General features: G+C 50.3%; 20 protein-coding genes. 19 read left to right on the forward strand and 1 reads right to left on the reverse strand.

From position 1 onward, the window contains the following. Positions 1-141: 141 nt before the first annotated feature. From Q4Q46_RS15970 to Q4Q46_RS16060, 19 genes are all read left to right on the forward strand, one after another. Positions 142-876 (forward strand): beta-ketoacyl synthase chain length factor, encoded by a 735-nt coding sequence (locus tag Q4Q46_RS15970; RefSeq protein WP_106648361.1) that lies wholly within the window; start codon positions 142-144, stop codon positions 874-876. Next, positions 869-1,744, forward strand: coding sequence for a lysophospholipid acyltransferase family protein (locus tag Q4Q46_RS15975; protein WP_286993935.1), 876 nt, complete (start codon positions 869-871; stop codon positions 1,742-1,744). Before Q4Q46_RS15970 ends, Q4Q46_RS15975 begins: the two co-directional genes overlap by 8 nt. Next, entirely contained in the window at positions 1,728-1,982 is a 255-nt protein-coding gene (locus Q4Q46_RS15980; RefSeq protein WP_006079824.1) for a phosphopantetheine-binding protein, read from the forward strand. The genes Q4Q46_RS15975 and Q4Q46_RS15980 overlap by 17 nt, the downstream gene beginning before the upstream one ends. Positions 1,983-1,991: 9 nt before the next feature. After that, positions 1,992-2,240, forward strand: a complete 249-nt coding sequence (locus tag Q4Q46_RS15985; protein WP_006079822.1) for an acyl carrier protein — start codon at positions 1,992-1,994, stop codon at positions 2,238-2,240. Then, positions 2,240-2,788 (forward strand): COG4648 family protein, encoded by a 549-nt coding sequence (locus tag Q4Q46_RS15990; RefSeq protein ID WP_012196556.1) that lies wholly within the window; start codon positions 2,240-2,242, stop codon positions 2,786-2,788. The genes Q4Q46_RS15985 and Q4Q46_RS15990 overlap by 1 nt, the downstream gene beginning before the upstream one ends. Continuing rightward, a complete protein-coding gene (locus tag Q4Q46_RS15995; protein ID WP_126490999.1) occupies positions 2,785-4,149 on the forward strand; it encodes an AMP-binding protein in 1,365 nt (454 codons plus the stop codon). The genes Q4Q46_RS15990 and Q4Q46_RS15995 overlap by 4 nt, the downstream gene beginning before the upstream one ends. Continuing rightward, positions 4,142-4,546 carry an ApeI family dehydratase gene (locus Q4Q46_RS16000; protein ID WP_011982193.1) on the forward strand — a complete coding sequence of 135 codons (405 nt, stop codon included), beginning with the start codon at positions 4,142-4,144 and terminating at the stop codon, positions 4,544-4,546. The genes Q4Q46_RS15995 and Q4Q46_RS16000 overlap by 8 nt, the downstream gene beginning before the upstream one ends. Further along, positions 4,540-6,399, forward strand: a complete 1,860-nt coding sequence (locus tag Q4Q46_RS16005) for a glycosyltransferase family 2 protein (protein WP_311906446.1) — start codon at positions 4,540-4,542, stop codon at positions 6,397-6,399. Before Q4Q46_RS16000 ends, Q4Q46_RS16005 begins: the two co-directional genes overlap by 7 nt. Next, positions 6,396-7,970: an HAL/PAL/TAL family ammonia-lyase gene (locus Q4Q46_RS16010; protein ID WP_259214145.1), complete on the forward strand. Its 1,575-nt coding sequence runs from the start codon at positions 6,396-6,398 to the stop codon at positions 7,968-7,970. The genes Q4Q46_RS16005 and Q4Q46_RS16010 overlap by 4 nt, the downstream gene beginning before the upstream one ends. Continuing rightward, complete coding sequence (locus tag Q4Q46_RS16015) at positions 7,967-8,398, forward strand: acyl-CoA thioesterase (protein WP_311906447.1); 432 nt, start codon at positions 7,967-7,969, stop codon at positions 8,396-8,398. Before Q4Q46_RS16010 ends, Q4Q46_RS16015 begins: the two co-directional genes overlap by 4 nt. Next, complete coding sequence (locus Q4Q46_RS16020) at positions 8,398-9,186, forward strand: outer membrane lipoprotein carrier protein LolA (RefSeq protein WP_311906448.1); 789 nt, start codon at positions 8,398-8,400, stop codon at positions 9,184-9,186. The genes Q4Q46_RS16015 and Q4Q46_RS16020 overlap by 1 nt, the downstream gene beginning before the upstream one ends. Positions 9,187-9,188: 2 nt before the next feature. Beyond that, positions 9,189-11,708 carry an MMPL family transporter gene (locus tag Q4Q46_RS16025; RefSeq protein WP_311906449.1) on the forward strand — a complete coding sequence of 840 codons (2,520 nt, stop codon included), beginning with the start codon at positions 9,189-9,191 and terminating at the stop codon, positions 11,706-11,708. A gap of 23 nt (positions 11,709-11,731) precedes the next feature. Next, entirely contained in the window at positions 11,732-13,021 is a 1,290-nt protein-coding gene (locus Q4Q46_RS16030) for an NAD(P)/FAD-dependent oxidoreductase (RefSeq protein ID WP_311906450.1), read from the forward strand. A gap of 4 nt (positions 13,022-13,025) precedes the next feature. Continuing rightward, positions 13,026-13,790: a DUF3261 domain-containing protein gene (locus Q4Q46_RS16035; protein ID WP_311906451.1), complete on the forward strand. Its 765-nt coding sequence runs from the start codon at positions 13,026-13,028 to the stop codon at positions 13,788-13,790. 49 nt (positions 13,791-13,839) lie between these two features. After that, entirely contained in the window at positions 13,840-15,039 is a 1,200-nt protein-coding gene (locus Q4Q46_RS16040) for a beta-ketoacyl-[acyl-carrier-protein] synthase family protein (protein ID WP_311906452.1), read from the forward strand. 1 nt (position 15,040) lies between these two features. Beyond that, positions 15,041-15,577, forward strand: a complete 537-nt coding sequence (locus Q4Q46_RS16045; protein ID WP_371824902.1) for a hotdog family protein — start codon at positions 15,041-15,043, stop codon at positions 15,575-15,577. 177 nt (positions 15,578-15,754) lie between these two features. Next, the gene (locus tag Q4Q46_RS16050; RefSeq protein WP_311906453.1) at positions 15,755-16,480 is read left to right on the forward strand and encodes a 3-ketoacyl-ACP reductase FabG2; all 726 of its coding nucleotides are present in this window, start codon (positions 15,755-15,757) and stop codon (positions 16,478-16,480) included. Then, positions 16,481-17,740 (forward strand): beta-ketoacyl-ACP synthase, encoded by a 1,260-nt coding sequence (locus tag Q4Q46_RS16055; RefSeq protein ID WP_311906454.1) that lies wholly within the window; start codon positions 16,481-16,483, stop codon positions 17,738-17,740. Positions 17,741-17,768: 28 nt separating this feature from the next. Continuing rightward, positions 17,769-18,512, forward strand: a complete 744-nt coding sequence (locus Q4Q46_RS16060) for a hypothetical protein (RefSeq protein WP_311906455.1) — start codon at positions 17,769-17,771, stop codon at positions 18,510-18,512. A 665-nt stretch (positions 18,513-19,177) separates the two neighbouring features. Here Q4Q46_RS16060 and Q4Q46_RS16065 read toward each other — a convergent pair. After that, a partial coding sequence (locus tag Q4Q46_RS16065) for an IS91 family transposase (RefSeq protein ID WP_311906456.1) occupies positions 19,178-20,077 on the reverse strand: 900 nt, incomplete at its 5' end.

A 20,077-nucleotide genomic window follows, 5' to 3' on the forward strand; every position in this document is an offset into this window, starting at 1 on the left:
GTAGAATGACCCCGCTGTAGAGGTCATTCCAGCGTCATTCATCAAACGCGTTTACACCTCACTATGGTATGACAATCCATCAATGTTCTAACTTAGTTAGGGATAACTAAGACAGCTTAAATTTAGTGTCGAGGCAAAGTAGTGCAACTAACATTCAGCATTCTCTCTTGGGGCGCTTGGTCTCCCCAATATCAGCACCCGCAAAGTTGGCAAACTTGGTGCAAGAATTCGGCTGAATTAAATCTCGGTACGTCACAGTCTGATAGTACAGCTCCCGCACTCAAACACCTTCCTGCCATGCAGCGCCGCCGTTTTAGTCGCTTAACTAAGATGATGTTAGAGGTGAGTTTTCAGTGCGATATGCCGGCGAACTGCCGCTCAATTTTTGCCTCGCGCCATGGTGAGTTGCAACGCACCATAGGACTGCTCGAAGACATTATCGCCAAACAGCCCTTATCGCCCTTAGGTTTTAGTCAGTCGGTACACAATACCGCTAGTGGCATTTTTGGCATAGTGGCAGCCAATACCGCGCCATCGACCTCAGTTGCAGCAGGTACCGAAACCCTATCACAAGCTATGGTTGAAGCCTTCGCCCAATTACACCAATCGCCAGAACCCTTGCTGTTAGTGTTCGGTGATGATCCTGTGCCACCTGTGTACGATGAGTTTACCCAAGAATTTGAATTGCCTTTGGCCCTCGGCTTACAGCTCGCGCCCTTCGATGCGCCCGCTTCAGTCAAGCTCACTGTCAGCCGCATCTGTGAGTCGACAGCATTAAACCCTTTGACCTATGGCGCTTTTATCCACGCCCTAGCGACAACGCAAAATATTTCAGGCTGCTTATCCCAATGGCATTGGAAGCTAGAGCATGTTTGATACAACCCACAGCCATGACGCTACCAATAGCCATGAAGATTCAATGCACAATGCCGCTTATACCCCGCCGGAAACTCGCCGCGCAGGGCTGAATTATGTGCCACGTTGGCTCGGTGGCGTGAGTTGTTATATCGCCTTTGGCTTAGGCGGCTTATTAAGCTCCTTGACCATTTTGCCTTTGCTGCGTTTTTGGCCAGGCACACCCGAGGCGCGGATTATTCGAGTCCAAAAGGCCGTGCATCTGATGTTCAAAGGCTTTGTCGCCATGCTCACTTGGGCGGGCGTGATCCACGTTAGCACCCACAGAGCACAACAATTACACGACGCAAAAGGCGTTATCGTTATCGCCAATCATCCCAGCTTAGTGGATGTCGTCGTGTTGATAAGCCTCATGCCCAATGCGGGCTGCATAGTCAAACAAGGTTTATGGCGTAATCCGTTTTTGCGTGGTGTCGTGTCCTGCGCGGGTTATATTCCCAATCGCGGCGCCGAACTTATGCTAGAGGATTGCCGCGAAGTGCTCGCGAGGGGCACCAATTTAATTATCTTCCCCGAGGGCACACGCACGGTTGTCGGCGCGACCATTAACGACTTTGCCCGCGGCGCAGCCAACATTGCCTTAAGGGCCGAAGCAGATATTTTACCTGTGGTGCTGCGTACCAATGTGCGTGGTTTGACAAAGGAGCAACCTTGGTATGAGATCCCAAGGCAAACCATGGGAATGGCCGTTGAAATCGGCGCAACAGTTTCTTACCAGAAGTACCAAGCGGCTTTAGGTGAGCATGCAAAAATGGCCCGGCAGCTGACGCGGGATCTTGAACACTACTATAAACAACAACTCGAAAATAATTATGAACTTAAACAATGAAATAAAGCAGTTAATCATCGACTGTCTCGATCTTGAAGACGTCAGTATTGATGATATTGAAACCGATGCGCCACTCTTTGGCGAAGGTCTAGGCTTAGATTCAATCGACGCCCTCGAACTCGGCTTAGCCATCAAGAAAAAATTTGATGTCAAAATCGAGGCTAATTCGGATGCCACTAAGGCCCATTTTCACAGTGTTGCCAGCTTAGCTAGCTTTATCGAATCACAGCGTCCATAGGAGAGGAATATGCAAAATCGTGAACAAATCCTCGCTATGCTGACCACTATTTTAGTGGACGAATTCGAAATTGAGGCCGAGGCGATTACGCCTGAGGCCAACCTGTATGAAGAGCTCGATCTCGACAGTATTGATGCCGTCGACTTAGTGATCAAGCTGCAGCAACTGACGGGTAAAAAGATCCAACCCGATGAATTTAAATCCGTTCGCACAGTCAACGATGTGGTGAATGCCATCGAAGGTTTAGTTAAAGACTAATGCGCGCCTTGCTACAAGTCTTAACCGCCCTCACATTGCTGGCCTATCCGGTTGCCGTGTATTTCGGGCTGAATTATTTGCCTGCTGGCACCATAGCGCTCGTGCTGTGTGTATTGCTAATTGTGCGGTTAATGCTACAAAAGCAAAAGGTTAAGACGCTAGTATTGCCCCTGTTGGTGGGGATTGCGCTTACGGCAGGCAGTTATCTTGCCAAGCGCAGCGACTGGCTTTTGTATTACCCAGTAGTGATAAATCTGACTATGCTGGCTCTGTTCAGTTATTCACTGCACACTGGCCCATGCATGATAGAGCGTTTAGCCCGCTTGAAAGAACCCGATTTACCGGATGAAGCCATTCCGTATCTTAAAAAAGTCACCCTACTTTGGTGCGGCTTATTTATCTTAAATGGCTCTATGGCGGCTTATACCGCTGGCTTTACTAGCTTAGCAACCTGGACCTTGTATAACGGTTTGATTGCATACGTACTCATGGGACTGCTCCTCGGTGGGGAATGGTTATATCGCAGCTTTTGGTTGAAGAAAACATGACACAGCTACTCAAAAACTGGTTAACCCAAGGGCCATTTGCCCAACAACTGATCAGCTTTAATCACCACGACATAGTCACAGGTGCATTATTTACCAATCAGGTGGCGTATTTTTACGAGCAACTGCTCGCCGCGCCCGAGAAAAAATGGCTGCTCGCGAGTGATACCAGCGATCTGTTTGCCGTCGGATTATGTGCCGCGCTGTTAGCGGGCAAAGAAATTATCCTGCCACCGAACACCCAAACCGGCACCTTGAGCGAGTTAACCCACCAGTTTGATGGCATATTGTCAGACAAGCCTTTGTGCGAATGCCAAGCTTTTGTGCTGCTGAAAAAGGAACTGAGCCTGCCCAACAAACCTTGGCCCGCGAGCGAGGCTATCGGCGAGTTAGTGCTATTTACCTCTGGCAGCAGCGGCGAACCTAAGGCGATCCGTAAAACACTCGAACAGTTAGATGTCGAAGTGTCTGTACTCGAACATACTTTTGCCGAGCATTTGCCCCATTGCAGTGTGGTATCCACGGTTTCCCACCAGCATATTTACGGTCTATTATTCAAGATTTTGTGGCCGCTCGCCGCCAGTCGACCGTTTTTAAGCGAACAAATTGAATACCCAGAAACCCTAAGTTATTACACTGCCTTGCTGCCAAACCTGTGTTTGATCAGTAGCCCTGCCCAGTTATCGCGCCTGCCTAAAGCGCTAGAGCACGAGCGGCAACTGCGCTCACCGAGCTTAGTTTTTAGCTCTGGCGGCCCATTAAGTTTTGTCGCGGCCAAAGGCGTCAACCAGTGCTATGGTCATCTGCCCATCGAAATCTTTGGTAGCACAGAAACGGGCGGCATCGCCTATCGCCGTCAGCATGAGGCCGATGAACCTTGGCAAGTGTTTGACCGCATCTCAATAGATCAAGATCCGACCGACGGCGCCTTGCTGCTGAAATCGCCCTATTTGGCCGACGATGAATGGCTACGCTGCGAAGATAAAATCGAACCAACCGAGAATGGCCAGTTTAGGCTCAAAGGCCGACTCGATCGCATCGTTAAGATTGAAGAGAAGCGTCTGTCGCTAGCGCAAATGGAAACCCTCATGTGCAGCCACGCCTACGTTGAGCAAGCTGCACTAGTCGTGCTGCCACAGTTTAAATCCCAACTTGGCGCAGTGGTGACCTTGTCAGAACTCGGTAAAAACGTGCTGCAAGAACAGGGCAAACTCAGTATTAACAATGCCCTAAAAGCACATTTACTGACCCAATTTGAGCGCGTCACCCTGCCACGCCGCTGGCGTTATCCCGATATTTTACCGCTTAATACTCAGGGTAAGCGTGTCACTGCACAGTTAGTCGAGTTATTTGATCATGATTAAATCGAGTTTACCGCCGATCCTGCATTCCGATATCGGCATTGATAACATTGAATTACGTCTGTTAGTGGCGGCCGACCTTGAGTATTTTAACGGCCATTTCCCCGAACAGGCCGTGTTGCCGGGCGTGACGCAATTAGATTGGGCGGTGCGTTTAGGCTGCCAACATTTCGGTTATTCAGAGGCGGTCGCTAACTTAGAAGTGCTTAAGTTTCAGCAACTCATACTGCCGGGCCAAGAAGTCACCTTAAGCATTAGCAATAATGCCGCTAAGGCAAAACTCACCTTCGCCTATAGCGATGGTGACAACCGCTACGCGTCGGGCCGTATCGCCTTTGATAGCACGCCCGTTAACAGCAAATCTGCTACCAACAATGGCGATGAGGCAAGTCAGTGCTAACGCCTCCCAGCGACCTCGTTGAGTCGGTGCCCATCAAACTCGCCTTAGTGATCCCCAATTACAATCACAGCGCCGCGATTGCCCAGACCTTGGCTGAACTGGCCCAATTTAATCTGCCCTGTTATTTAATTGATGATGGCAGCAATGACGAAACCCGTTATCTACTGCAATCCTTAGCCCAAACCTATCCTTGGGTGACTTTACTGCTGCATCCGTACAATCGTGGTAAGGGCGCCGCTGTGATGACAGGGCTGCGCCGTGCCTACCGCGATGGCTTTAGTCATGCGCTGCAGGTCGATGCCGATGGTCAACATAATCTCGCTGATATTCCGGCTATGTTAGCAAGGGCACAAGCTAAACCCGATGCGCTGATTTCGGGTAAGCCTGAGTACGATGAATCTGTACCTAAGGGCAGGCTTTATGGCCGTTACCTAACCCATTTTTGGGTATGGGTCGAAACCTTAAGCTTTGATATTCAAGATTCTATGTGTGGCTTTCGCGTTTATCCGCTGGCCGCCACCGAGCGATTACTGTGCCAGCAAGCCTTAACGGAGCGAATGGATTTTGATATCGAAATCCTGGTTAAACTCTACTGGCAAGGGGTGGAGATTCTATTCCAGCCGACTAAGGTGATTTATCCCGAAGGCGGCGTCAGTCACTTTCAAGCTGTGGCCGATAATGTGCGCATCACTAAGCTGCACACTAAGTTGTTTTTCGGTATGCTCAAACGCCTGCCTTGGCTATTGAAGCGTAAATCGCAGCAACAAGCCGTGCAAACTTCCCATTGCTCGTCAGCAACATCATCAACTTCAGCCACCCATTGGTCTGGCATGAAGGAGCGTGGCAGTTACTGGGGCATCAAACTGTTAGCCGAGAGCTATCGCTTTGGCGGTCATTGGTTGTGCCGCGCCATTATGTATCCGGTGATTTGCTATTTTTTCCTCACAGGCAAAGTCACCCGTGAAGCCTCGTTAGATTTTCTGCGCCGCGTGCAAATACTTGAGCCGCAACACCCTAAGCTCAATCAGCCTGTAGGCTGGCGCGATAGCCTGAATCACTTTTTAGCCTTTGGCAATGCCGCACTCGATAGAATCGATGCCTGGTGCGATCGCATCCAATTGAGCCAAGTGGATTTCCCCGACCGCCAAGTGCTGGCCGAGCAGCTCGAAAGCGGCAAAGGCGCGGTGTTATTAGTGTCGCACCTGGGTAATTTAGAACTTTGCCGCGCCATTTCCATCCACCAGCGCAAAGTCAAAGTCAACGTCATGGTGCTAACTAGCCATGCGGAAAATTTTAATAAAGTACTCAAACAGTTAAACCCAGATAGCACGCTCAATCTTATTCAAGTGACCGAGCTGAATCCTGCAACGTCTATGCTGTTACAGCAAAAAATTGAGGACGGTGAACTGGTGGTGATTGCGGGCGATAGAACCTCATCGAATACCCAAGGCCGCGTCATGTATGCGCCGTTTATGGGCCAAGATGCCGCGTTTCCACAAGGGCCGTTTATTTTGGCGGGCTTACTCGATTGCCCAGTGTTTTTAATGTTTTGCCTGCGGGAACAAGGGCGTTATCGGGTGCATTTAGAACGCTTCGCCGAAACACTGAAAGGCCCAAGAGCGGGCAGAATGGACAGATTACAGCAGGCCGTGAACCGCTACAGCGAACGTTTAGAATACTTTGCCAGACGCGAGCCTTTGCAATGGTTTAACTTCTTCGATTTTTGGCGCAAAGACAGCGAGCTGCAACGCGCCCCATCGCATTTAGTACAGCCTAATCCGTTACCGACAACTTCAGAATCATCGCCGATCCCAGAGCTGGATCATAAGACAGACAGGACACAGCATTCATGAGCCACACCAAAGCAGCCGACTCCGAGAGTCAATCAGACCTACAGACTGTTGAGTTCGGCCGTCAATTTCTCACCTTAGAACAAGTGGTTGCCGTCGCCAAGGGCGCGCCAGTCAAGCTCTGTGACGATGCGGATTATCAAGAATATATCCAAAAAGGTGCGCGCTTTATCGATAGCCTGCTGCACGAAGAAGGCGTGGTCTATGGGGTAACCACAGGTTATGGCGACTCTTGCACAGTCAATGTGAGCTTAGATCTGGTCCACGAGTTACCACTGCATTTAACCCGCTTCCACGGCTGCGGTTTAGGCGAGACCTTAAGCATAATGCAGGCCCGCGCTGTGATGGCTTGCCGTTTAAACTCCTTAGCCATTGGCAAATCTGGCGTGACCTATGAGCTATTAAAGCGCATCGAAACCTTGCTGAATCTCAACATAGTGCCAGTGATCCCAGAGGAAGGTTCGGTCGGCGCCAGCGGGGATTTAACACCGCTGTCGTATTTAGCCGCCGTGTTAGTCGGTGAGCGCGAAGTGATTTACCAAGGTGAGCGCCAAGCGACTCAAGCTGTGTACGCTAAGCTCAACATCATCCCGCATGTCCTGCGTCCAAAAGAAGGCTTAGCCCTGATGAACGGCACCGCAGTAATGACGGCCTTGGCCTGCTTAGCCTTTGATCGCGCGCAATATCTTGCTCGCTTGAGTAGTCGCATTACCGCCATGGCCTCGTTAACCCTAAAAGGCAACTCGAACCATTTTGATGAAATCTTATTTGCCGCCAAACCGCATCCAGGGCAAAACCAAATCGCCACTTGGATCCGTGAAGATTTGAATCACCACGAACATCCACGTAATTCTGATCGTCTGCAGGACAGATATTCCATCCGCTGCGCACCGCACATTATCGGCGTGTTGCAGGATGCCCTGCCGTTTATGCGTCAGTTTATCGAAACCGAAGTCAACAGCGCCAACGACAACCCGATTGTCGACGGCGAAGGCGAGCATATTCTCCACGGCGGTCATTTCTACGGCGGCCATATAGCCTTTGCGATGGATTCACTCAAGAATACTGTGGCCAACTTGGCCGATCTTATCGATCGCCAAATGGCACTCGTGATGGACCCTAAGTTTAACAATGGCTTACCTGCGAACTTATCCGGCTCAACCGGTCCGCGCCGCGCGATTAATCACGGCTTTAAAGCGGTACAAATTGGCGTGTCGGCTTGGACGGCAGAAGCGCTCAAGCACACTATGCCCGCCAGCGTGTTCTCTCGCTCGACCGAATGCCACAACCAAGACAAGGTGAGCATGGGCACTATCGCCGCCCGCGATTGTATGCGCGTGCTGCAATTGACCGAACAAGTCGCGGCAGCAGCCTTGCTCGCCATGACTCAAGGTATTGGACTGCGTATCGCCCAAAATGAGCTGAGCGAAGCCTCGCTCACCCCCTCATTGGCGAAAACCCTCGCTCAAGTGCGCGCCGATTTTGAAACCTTAATCGAAGATAGGCCGCTTGAAGCCGTGCTGCGCCAAACCATAGCTAAAATCCAAGCAGGCGAATGGGAAGTGTGCCGATGAAATCATTGCTCACTATCGATATGGAAATGCAAATTCCCTTCCACGATGTGGATTCTATGGGGATTACTTGGCATGGCAATTACCTGCGTTATTTCGAAATAGCCCGCTGCAAACTGCTCGATCAGTTGGGCTACAACTACCGCCAAATGCAAGCATCCAACTATGCGTGGCCGATTATCGATTTGCAGATTAAGTACGTCAAAGCCAGCACCTTCGAGCAAAAAATCACAGTGCGCGCCGAGTTAGTTGAGTGGGAAAACCGCTTAAAGATCAATTATCAAATTCGCGATGTCGAAACCGGTGCGCGCATCACTAAGGGTTATACCATTCAAGCGGCGGTCGATATGAGCACCCAAGAATTGTGCTTTGTTACCCCAGATGTGTTCCGTGACAAAATCGCCACCCTGCTCGCTAAGGTTGAAGACTAATGAACTCAGTACTAGCCAAGAGCTCTGTGCTGGCGAATAATCCTGTACTGACAAAGTGTGCATTATTTCTCTGCTTAGCTTTTGCTTTGATAAGCCTGCCACTCAAGGCTGAAACCTTAGCCGCGCCCGGCGCTTATCAAACACTCTTTAGCCAAAGTGCAGATACTGCGCAGCTTGTCGCCTTAAGCCAAAAACTTAACTTGGGCAAAACGGTGCGAGGTCACTTTGTGCAATCTCGGCTGTTAAAGGTGCTCAAAAAGCCGTTAATCAGCCAAGGTCAGTTTATCTTCGATCAAACCCAAGGGCTGATCTGGCAACAGATAAAACCCTTCGAATCCCTACTGATTTTAAAAGATAAGCAACTGATCCAGCGTGATAGCCAAGGTCGAGTGCAGGTCAGCAAGGCCGATGCCTCGGCGAGCGCCGCCGCTATGGGCGATTTATTGCCCAGCCTAGTGCGTGCTATGCTCGGCGGTGATATTTCCGGTTTAAGCGAAAACTTCGAGCTGCACTTCCTCATTACAGACAAGTTAAACACAGAAAAGTTAAGCCCAGACGGCCAATGGCAATTAGGCCTGACGCCCAAAGATCCCTTAATGAAAAAAGCCATCGCCAATATGGTGTTAGAGGGTAGCGATGTGTTGCAGTCCTTAGTGCTGCTGAGCGCCGCGCCGAATGTGAGCCCACAGGATATGACCCGCATCGACTTTAGTGCACTTTCCCAAGGCACACTCAGCGAAGCCGAATTAGCGCAGTATGCGTTGGCTGGTGAGGCGAGTAAACCTTAGCAATGGCCTCCAACTTCGCCGCGCGCGCCAATCAAGCTTTGATGCAATCTTCCCCTAAGTGGCGCCTCGTCGTTTGGTTGCTATTGATGCTGTCAGCAAGTCTGTGGACGCTGCAACTGTGGCAAAACGGCGCACGGGTGCAGAGCGATATTCTCGCCATGCTGCCGCATTTACAGCAAGACAAACTCACAGAGCGCGCCCTTAACCAAGTAGAAGCGACGCTCGCCGACCAAGTCTATATTGCACTTGTCGCCAAGAACGAAACCACAGCAATCGCTGCGGCAAAACTGTTGATGCAAACGCTTGAAGATGACCTTGTTGCAAGGGGTAAGCAAGGCGCGCTAACGGATATCCGCAGCGCCGATATACAGCTCGGTGAAGAGCTAGGGCAATTCTATTTTCCCCACAGATTTAAATTACTGACAGCGCCGCAAGCTGAAGCGTTAGCCAGCCAAAATATTGAAAGTCTGATTGAGGCGGCCACGGCGCAGCTTTACAACGCCTTTAGTTACGCCAATAGCAACTTGCTCGCCCAAGATCCGCTGCTGTTATTCCCAGCCAATTTACTCGCCCTCGCGCCGAGTTCAAAAGTCAGAGCCAGCCAAGGGATACTGCTCGCGAATCAAGGCGATAATGTTGCCGCGGTCGTCATGGCAAAAGGGCGAGAAAGCGCTTTTAATCCCAATGCGCAATTAGCGCAGATGATGGCATTAACCCAAGGATTGGATGCCGTTAAACAAAGCTACCCAGATATTACCGTGCTCAAAGCTGGCGCCCTGTTTCATGCCCTTGCGGCAACGCAAACGGCTAAGAGTGAAATATCGATCCTCGGCCTAGCATCCTTACTTGGGGTGATAGCCTTAGTCTGGTTGGCGTTTCGCTCAGTGATGCCGCTACTGTTGGCGATTGTCACTATTTCCAGCGGGCTGTTGCTCGCAGTGACTTTTACCTTAAGTGTGTTTGGCGAGCTGCATTTACTCACCTTAGTGTTTGGCACTAGCTTGATTGGCATTGCCATCGACTACAGTTTTCATTTTTACTGCGAGCGCTTAAGCGATACAGAGCGGAGCGCAAAGGCCACAGTGGCGTATATCTTCCCAACGGTGACACTCGCCTTTATCACCAGCGCCCTGGCTTACGTCGGCATAGGTTTAGCGCCGTTTCCCGGCATGCAGCAAGTCGCCATCTTCTGCGCCGCAGGTTTACTTGGGGCCTATCTCACCCTCATTCTCGCCTATCCACTGTTAGCCGGCAGTCGCTTACCCGCAGGCTCCCGCCCGTTAGCGCTCGCGGGGACTTACCTTGCCTGTCTCATTCAGTTATCGAAACGATTTACCACGCCGTTAGGCATGGGCATGTTTGCTTTAGTGATAGTGGTGTGGTGTCTGGGCGGCGTAACAAAGTTAACCGTCGATGACGATATTCGCCATTTGCAACAAAGCCCTGCGAGCGTGACTGAGCCAGAAAACCAGCTACGCCAGTTACTCAGTGGCGGCACAGACAATCAATTCTTATTGGTGCGCGCACCGAGCGAAGAAGCGCTGCTGCAACAGCTTGAGCGAGTGTCACCCATGCTTGATACCGCCATAACAAACCAAGAGTTAGGCAACTATGTCAGCCTTAGCCGTTATCTGCCCAGCCATCGAAAACAAGACACGGCTTACCGCTTACAGGGCGAAATCTATCAAACTCAGATAGATACTGTGCTCACAAGCCTTGGTTTGGATGAAAATCTAAAGCCAGAACTGCAAGCCGCCTATTTGGCCGCGAAAACAGAGTACATCACGCCTGCTGCATTCTTTACGCTAGGGGCCGGCAAGCAACTCGCGCCGCTGTGGCTCGCGCCGAATGAGGCTAACTGGCCAGTCAGTAATGGCGCGCTAAATGATGATGAGGCGAGCGCTGAGCATGGAGCAGATCAGGGTGCCGATTATGGAGCTGATTATGGAGCAATAATTCTCCTTGGCGGCATTCAGCAAATAGATACCCTTAAGGCGCGTTTTGCCCATGATGAAAGCGTACAACTTATCGATAAGGTGGCGGACATTTCAGCCGTCATGGGCCATTACCGATTGTTAACCCTAAAGCTGTTAGCCCTTGCACTTGGCATCGCACTCTTGTTGTTTAGCCTGAATTTCGGCTTTAAAAAAGCGGCGGTTGTGGTTGCCGTGCCAGCCCTTGCGGCCTTGCTCACGCTCGCAACCTTAGGCTTAACGGGCTCACCACTGAGTCTGTTCCATGCACTCGCGCTCATTTTAGTTTTCGGGATTGGGATAGACTACAGCTTGTTTTTTGCTTCAGCCCAGAACCACGGCAAGGCAGTGATGATGGCGGTGTTTATGTCCGCCTGCTCGACCCTATTGGCCTTTGGTTTACTTGCCTTTAGCCAGACCCAAGCGATTCACTACTTTGGCTTAACCCTATCACTGGGCATAGGGTTTACCTTTTTACTTTCGCCGTTGATTTTGACCACAACACTGGCTTTAACCACCAATCAGCTTCTAACGACAAAAAAGTCCTGATGACTACAAGGAACGTATTTTACATGTCTACACAGGTTCACGATTTATCAGCTATACCAAATTCACTTGATGTCGATGTGGCCATTATCGGCGCAGGGCCTTCGGGCGCCATCGCTGCCAGCCTGCTACACCAGCAAGGCAAGCGCGTGCTTGTGTTAGAAAAACAGCATTTTCCTCGCTTCTCCATCGGCGAAAGTTTACTGCCCTGCTGCATGCAGTTTATTGAAGAAGCAGGTATGTTAGATGCGCTCAATGCCGCTGGATTCCAACATAAAAATGGCGCCGCCTTTCGTCGCAATGGAACTTACACCACCTTCGATTTTACCGATAAATTTACTCCTGGGCCGGGCACCACGTTTCAAGTGCAGCGCGCCAGTTTCGATAAACTGTTAGCCGATACCGCCCACAGCCAAGGGGTCGACATCCACTACGGCGAAACGGTCGAGGCGATCGATTTAACTGAGAACCCACGCTTAACGGTGCGTAATGAACAGGGCGAGCTTTATCAAATCAATGCCCAATATGTGCTCGACGCCAGTGGTTTTGGTCGCGTATTACCCCGCTTGCTCAACTTAGAAAGTCCGTCTTGCCTGCCACCGCGCAGCGCTATCTTCACCCATGTAGAAGACAACATCAGCGATGCTAGCTTCGATCGTAATAAGATTTTGATCAGCGTCCACCCTGAACATAAAGACATTTGGTATTGGCTTATTCCCTTTAGCAATGGCCGTTGTTCACTCGGCGTGGTGGCTGAGCCGCAGTTACTTGAGCGTTTACAGGGTTCGCTTGAGCAACAATTGATGAGCATAGTCAATGAAGAGCCTGGGTTAAAAGCCCTGCTGGCAAACGCTAAAGTGGTACAGGAATGCGCCACGCTCAAAGGTTATTCCGCCAATGTGTCACGCCTTGCAACCGACAAGTTCGCGCTATTGGGTAATGCGGGTGAGTTCCTCGACCCGGTATTTTCCTCCGGTGTGACTATCGCCATGCAATCGGCGTCTATGGCAGCAAAATGCCTGACGAAACAACTCAATGGCGAAACGGTTGACTGGCAAGCCGATTACTCAACGCCTTTGATGCAGGGCGTGAATGCCTTTCGTACCTATGTGCAAGCTTGGTATGATGGCCGCTTTCAGGACGTGATCTTCTATGAAGAACCGAACGAGCGTATCAAGCAGATGATTTGTTCTATTCTGGCGGGCTATGCTTGGGATACGAATAACCCCTTCGTTAAAGACTCGGAGCGCCGCCTGAACATGATAGTCGAACTGTGCCGAAACCCAGCCGCCACTCCAGCATTCGCAGAGGTCTAACCGCATGCCGCTAAACCTTAACGCTAAATGGTTAGTGATCACCGCCCTGCTGCTCGCAAGCCTTGGGCTGACGGGCTGTAGTGAACTGCTGTTCAGGCAGACCTGTGTCGGGCTCACTAAGGATATGCGTTATTGTTTGGCTCCACTGCCCCATGACTTTGCTCCCGCGACCGATAAGCCGTTGACTCAGCCTAGGATACAGCCCGCGACTGAGTCTACAACTAAGCCCGCCATCATGGCGAGTCAGCAAACCGACAGCAATACTGGCGTATCTTCACCCCAGTCCTTTAGCCAAAAAGTCAGTATTAAAGTGGGCAAAGAATCCCACGAACTGCTCACTCAATTGGAATTAGAGGGCGAGCGCATGACGCTCGTGGGTTTAGCGCCACTCGGACAAGCTTTGTTTACCTTGGTTTATGATGGGAATACACTCAGCAGTGAGCAAAGTGTGCTGCTGGGCGACAATTTTAAAGCCGAGTATTTAATGGCGATGATGCAACTGATCTATTGGCCTGAGCAGAGTATTCGCGCCCATTTGGAAGGTGGCCATTTAGTGACTGGCCTTTGTGATGCGGCTGGAGACTCACTTGTTAACACTTCGTCCTGTCGCCAGATCTATAGCCAAGATACCTTGATCAGTAAAAGCGCCCTGCAAACCCATGTGGTGCAAATTCGTTATCAACAAAATGTCGGCGACGCCCTATGGCAAGCCCACATCAGCTTAACTATGCCACAGGCCAAGTTTGAGCTAGAAATCGAACCTATTTAACCTTTTAACACCCGCACTTCGCTGTGCCATGGTAAAAAAACGATACGCTATGATGAACAGAGTAGCCATTACACAGATTGGATTGTGTACCCCGCTAGGGCAAGATCCCCAGCAGGTTTTAGACCGCCTGATCGCGGGTGATACCAGCGCGATGCAGCGCAGTGACACACTCCTGTTCGAGCACCCAACCTTAGTTGCGCCAGTAACGGCTGCGCTGCCGGCGATTCCTGCAAAGCTCATTCAGTTCGATTGCCGCAATAACCAGTTACTCCTATGCGCGGCGCAGCAAATTGCCGCCACAGTTGAACAAGCGAAACGGGATTTGGGTCATGCCCGCATTGGCGTTGTGTTAGGCACCAGCACCTCTGGCATATCTAAAGGTGAAGCGGCCCTAAGCTATCGCAATCAACACGGCCACTTTCCGGCGGATTACCACTATTTCCAGCAGGAACTCGGCAGCACTAGCGACTTTTTGCGCCAATATTTTGAGCTAGATGGCCCTTGCTACACGATTTCAACCGCCTGCTCCTCCAGCGCCAAAGTCTTTGCCAGTGCCAAACGTTTACTCAGCGCTAACCTCTGCGACATGGTGATTGTTGGCGGTGTCGACAGTTTGTGCCAACTCACAGTTAATGGTTTTAATGCTTTGGAATCTGTATCCAAAGGCCACTGCAATCCCTTTAGTATCAACCGTGATGGCATCAATATCGGCGAAGGCGCAGCCTTATTCGTGCTAACGGCGGGCGAGTCCGATGTCATGCTGGCTGGCATTGGTGAGTCGAGCGATGCCCATCATATTTCGGCGCCACACCCCGAAGGCGCAGGCGCAATCACCGCCATGCAAGCGGCTTTGCAAGATGCGAATATTGCGGCACAAGACATTAGTTACATTAACTTGCACGGCACAGCCACCCCTAAAAATGATGCGATGGAAAGCCGCGCTGTGGTTGAAGTATTTGGCGTGAACACACCACCCTGCAGCTCGACCAAACCCTTAGTCGGCCATACCTTAGGTGCCGCTGGCGCAATCGAAGCCGCCTTCTGCTATTTATTGCTTTCGGCACATAATCACAGCCAAGCCCTGCCGCCCCATCAATGGGACGGACAAGTCGATCCACAGGATCCGTCCATTGCCTTAGTCGAACGCCATCAAGTCGCCGCAAAAGGCGCACTTAATTATGTGATGAGTAATTCCTTCGCCTTTGGCGGCAGCAATGCCAGCCTGATTTTTTGCCGTAACGAGGCCTAAAATGATGCCCTTTATTCAATTCAATTTACCCTTTGCCGAGCAGGATATTGCCGATTTCATCCCCCACAGGGCGCCGATGATCTTGGTCGATAAGATCATCTCTTATCAACGCGATACTTTAGTTACCGAAGTCACTATCACAACCCAAAGCCCCTATTTCGACGATAAACATCAAGCCGTACCCAATTATGTGGGTATCGAATATATGGCCCAAAGTATTGCCGCACTGGCCGGAGTAGAAGCTAAGCTGCGCAATGATAAAATCCGCGTGGGTTTTCTGTTGGGGTCGCGCAAATTAGCGCTACATGCCAAGCAATATGAACTCGGGCGCACCTATCGCACCCAGGTAAACCGCCTCTATCAAGAGGAGTCGGGATTAGCGGTATTCGATTGCCAGATTTATCTGCTGCCCGAAGCCGGAAGCGATCAAGAGAAAATCTTAGTGGCTACAGCCAATGTGAATGTGTTCCAACCTCAGGACACGCAAGCCTACCTTGATGGAAATCAAGACGCGGGCAATAGAAGCCTTGGGCACTGACTTAGACACTAATATCGAGGCAATGCTGAGAGCATGCTGAGACCATGTAATCGCAGCAAACTGAATTAGCCTGTCGATAAAAAGCGTTAGATTAAGCGCCTTAGCAAGCAGCCTTTTACCATAAATACATGCAACCCCATACCGACTCCTAAAGATAAAATGGGGTGGAGAAAACAAATGAATAACAGAGTATTAGTCACAGGTTCGAGCCGCGGCATAGGTAAAGCCATCGCCCTAAAACTGGCGCAAGCAGGCTTAGATATCGCACTGCATTACCACAGCAACCAAGCAGCGGCCGATGACACTGCGGCGCAAATCCGCGCGCTTGGAGTCAATGTGAGCCTGCTCAAATTTGATGTCGCCGAACGCGCGGCCGTTAAAGCCGCTATCGAAGCCGACATCGAGGCCAATGGTGCCTATTACGGCGTGATCCTCAATGCCGGCATCAACCGCGATACCGCCTTTCCCGCTATGACAGAAAGCGAATGGGACAGCGTGATCCACACTAACTTGGACGGTTTTTATAATGTCATCCATCCCTGCGTGATGCCTATGGTACAAGGCCGCAAAGGTGGACGTATCATCACCTTAGCCTCGGTATCTGGGATCGCGGGCAACCGTGGACAAGTGAATTACAGCGCCTCCAAAGCTGGCATTATCGGCGCGACTAAGGCACTGTCATTAGAACTGGCAAAACGCAAAATCACCGTCAACTGTATCGCCCCGGGCTTGATAGAAACCGACATGGTGGCCGATATTCCTAAGGATATGGTCGAGCAATTAGTGCCAATGCGCCGTATGGGTAAACCCAATGAAATCGCAGCCTTAGCCGCATTTTTAATGTCTGACGATGCAGCCTATATCACTCGCCAAGTGATATCGGTCAATGGAGGCATGATCTAAATGAGCGAGGCGACAAATCAAACACGCTTAGGTAAGCGAGTGGTCATCACAGGCATTGGCGGGATTACCGCACTAGGCCATGATTGGCCGACTATTGCCGCGAGCCTTAAGGCGCAGGAAAACTGCGTCGTCACTATGAGTGACTGGGATAGATACGACGGACTCAACACCCGTTTAGCCGCGCCTATTACTGACTTTGAAGTGCCAAGCCATTATTCACGCAAGAAAATTCGTTCCATGGGCAAGGTTTCTATCATGGCAACCCGCGCCAGTGAGCTTGCTTTAATTGATGCGGGGTTGTTGGATGACCCTATCGTATCCTCGGGTGTAATGGGCATCGCCTACGGTTCATCCACTGGCAGTACCGATCCTATTACCGCCTTTGGCGATATGCTGAAAACGGGCGATATGTCGGGCGTCACCGCCACTAGCTATATCCGCATGATGGCACACACCACAGCGGTGAACGTTGGCGTCTTCTTCGGCTTAAAGGGCCGAATTCACACCACCAGCAGCGCATGCACTTCGGGTAGCCAAGGCATAGGTTACGCCTATGAAGCCATCAAATACGGTCAGCAAACCTTAATGTTGGCGGGCGGCGGTGAAGAACTTTGCCCCACCGAAGCTGTGGTGTTCGATACCCTGTTTGCCACCAGCACTAAAAACTCGACGCCCGAACTCACGCCACGCCCCTTCGATGCAGATCGCGATGGCCTCGTCATTGGCGAAGGCGCCTGTACCCTAGTACTCGAAGAGCTAGAACACGCTAAGGCGCGTGGTGCAAAAATTTATGCTGAGCTAGTCGGTTTTGGCACAAATTCAGACGGTCAACACGTCACTCAACCGAATGCCCAGACCATGGAGATCGCCATCAGATTGGCCCTCAAAGATGCGCAGCTTGAGCCTAGCGCCATAGGTTATGTGAACGCCCACGGCACAGCCACCGACCGTGGTGATATCGCCGAAAGTCACGCGACCCACGCGGTATTTGGCACTAACATGCCAATATCATCCCTTAAAAGCTACACAGGCCACACCTTAGGCGCATGCGGCGCGCTAGAAGCTTGGGTGAGTATTGAGATGATGAATGCGGGCTGGTTTGCGCCAACACTCAATCTTGAGAATATCGACCCACAGTGCGCCGATTTGGACTATATCCGTAACGAACTGCGCCCGATCGACACAGATTATGTCATGAGTAATAATTTCGCCTTTGGCGGCATTAATACCTCGCTGATTTTTAAACGCTGGACTAGATAACACCTAAAACCCACACAAGGACATAGCAATGAAACCACTGTTTGCAGGGATGCTGCTGAGCATCAGTTTATTAACCGCACCACTGTTTGCCAAAGAATACACGGTAGAAACCTATCAAGAAGTCTTTAAGGGCGACAACGAGTTTAAACAGAAGCAAGCCATCGAATCGTTAAGCCTTGCAGGGTTATCCGATCCTGCGATTTACGACGTGCTCGAAGCAAAGCTACTCGCATCTTTGCCCCAAGCGACTGAAAAAAATGCCATCGACTACAGTGCTTGGTTAGTCAAAGGCTTAGCCTACTCGGGTAACGACAAGTACAGCGAAACCATCAACAGCATTGTGAATGGCAACTATCACAAAAAACTCAAAAAATACGCATCTCAAGCCAATGAAAATCTAGCGCAATATAAAAAGTGGAATACCATTCTTGGTGATAAAAGCCAATATGCTGCCGACCAAAGTCAGCAAAATAATGCCTGTGCCAATGCCCTACGCAGCGATGATTTAGAGTTAATGCGCCTGGCGGCTAAACGCATCATGGATGATCGTCAGTACGATGACTTTATCCTAGCCGTACTCAGTAACGAATTGAAAACACCACGCTTAATGGCCGATGATAAACTCGCCATCGATACCTATGCCAACATGGCAAAAGCCCTAGCCAGTTCAGGCAACGCAGATTACCGCGACGTGATTGAAAATATTGCGACCACAAGTTCGAACCGAAAACTGCAAAAATATGCGGCAAGCTACCTGAAGAAATTCTACTAAACCAGCCCGTTTTACGCTTAATAGAACAAATCATGGCCGAGCTTATCCTCGGCCATTTTTATATTCGCTTGGATCACTTTTTTAATTTAAAAGAAAATTTACTGTTGGCCTTAGTGTTTGCTGATATTCGCCTATACAGGCTTGCCATGGCATTAACTCACCGACACTGTGAAGGCTCTAAATTGATAAACAAGAGTTACGGAAGGCGAAGAGGCAGTTAAACACGGATGTTGTTCAAGTCCATCCGTGGATGACCTATTAAATTTATGGGAATACTTGAGTATCTCATTGATAATTAAACTATAGCTCCATATCAAACTCGCTTGAGTGAAAGTGGCTATAAAGTAGTGAGTCGCCGAGAAGCATTAAAGGCTCAAATGAAAATGGAGCTCAGCGAAATCTAGTGTGCTAACAAATAAGGATAGGCCGCGCGTAGCCGCGACCTTATCCCAAGTGTTGAACAAGCCCGATGCTGGTTGTTGACACTTTATTATGCAAATAGCTGATTGAGAATTTGAGGGTGCTAAGGTCGTACTTTGAAAGAGACTTTTTTGCAGACATGACCCGCCCTTAGCGAACGAGCTAATATTTTTATCACTTGTTCATCAAGCTGTTATCGAGTCCTCATTCAGTTTGGTTAACCCGTTATCCTTATACTTCTCGCCTTAAGCGGTGATATTAGCGCCTGTCGGTCGATGACGCATATGAACACCTATAAAATGCATAGCTTGATGGCAGCAAGGGCAATAGCGCACGGCTAAGGTACGTTTGACCTCAGGTAACATGGGGAACACTGCACCTGCGACAGCCAACATCAGTTGGATTTGTTGCCGTAGCTTTTTGGCATTGCCTCGCAGTAAGCCATAGTCTCGTACTCGCCGTAATCCTTTGGGTAACACATGTTGTAATATCAACCACAGAAATTCGACCGCGGGCAAGCTGCGTACTTGTTGGCAGCGAGTCTGACTGTCTTGATAGGTAAAGCTCACCTGATTATCGACATGACGACAAATACTGCTGTCGGGTAAAACGCCCCGATAAAGGTAGCGCGACAGATATTGCAGTGCAGGTTCGCCTTTACCCACGAACTGACAATCGACCACCCATTTCGAGTGGGATTGATGTGGTAGGGTGAGTTGAAGCGTGTCACTCAGATAAGCCAGTAAACGTGCTCGCCATACCTTGGCAAGATTAAAGGCGTTAAATAAGTAATGGGTTTGACACTTGCGCCATTGCCGCTTGCCTGAGTGGTAGCTCCCTGCTGGGATAATGAAGTGCAGATGTGGATGGTAGTCTCTGCGTCGACTGTGAGTATGCAGTACGCCGGTGAAGCCGATGTCACCACTGAGCTTAGGGGAGCGTGCGGCAAAGTCTTTGAGTACACTCGCTGCCACGGTAAACATGGCGTGATAGAACGGCTCGGGTTGCGATTTCGCTATGGCTCTTAATTCAAACGGCAAGGTAAAGGTCACCATAAAATAATTCACCGGTAATAACTTGGCTTGTTGTTTATCAAGCCAGTCACATGTTGTGCCATGTTGGCACTGTGGGCAACTGCGATGACC

This window comes from Shewanella vaxholmensis, assembly GCF_031932135.1.
Taxonomy (GTDB): Bacteria; Pseudomonadota; Gammaproteobacteria; order Enterobacterales; family Shewanellaceae; genus Shewanella; species Shewanella hafniensis.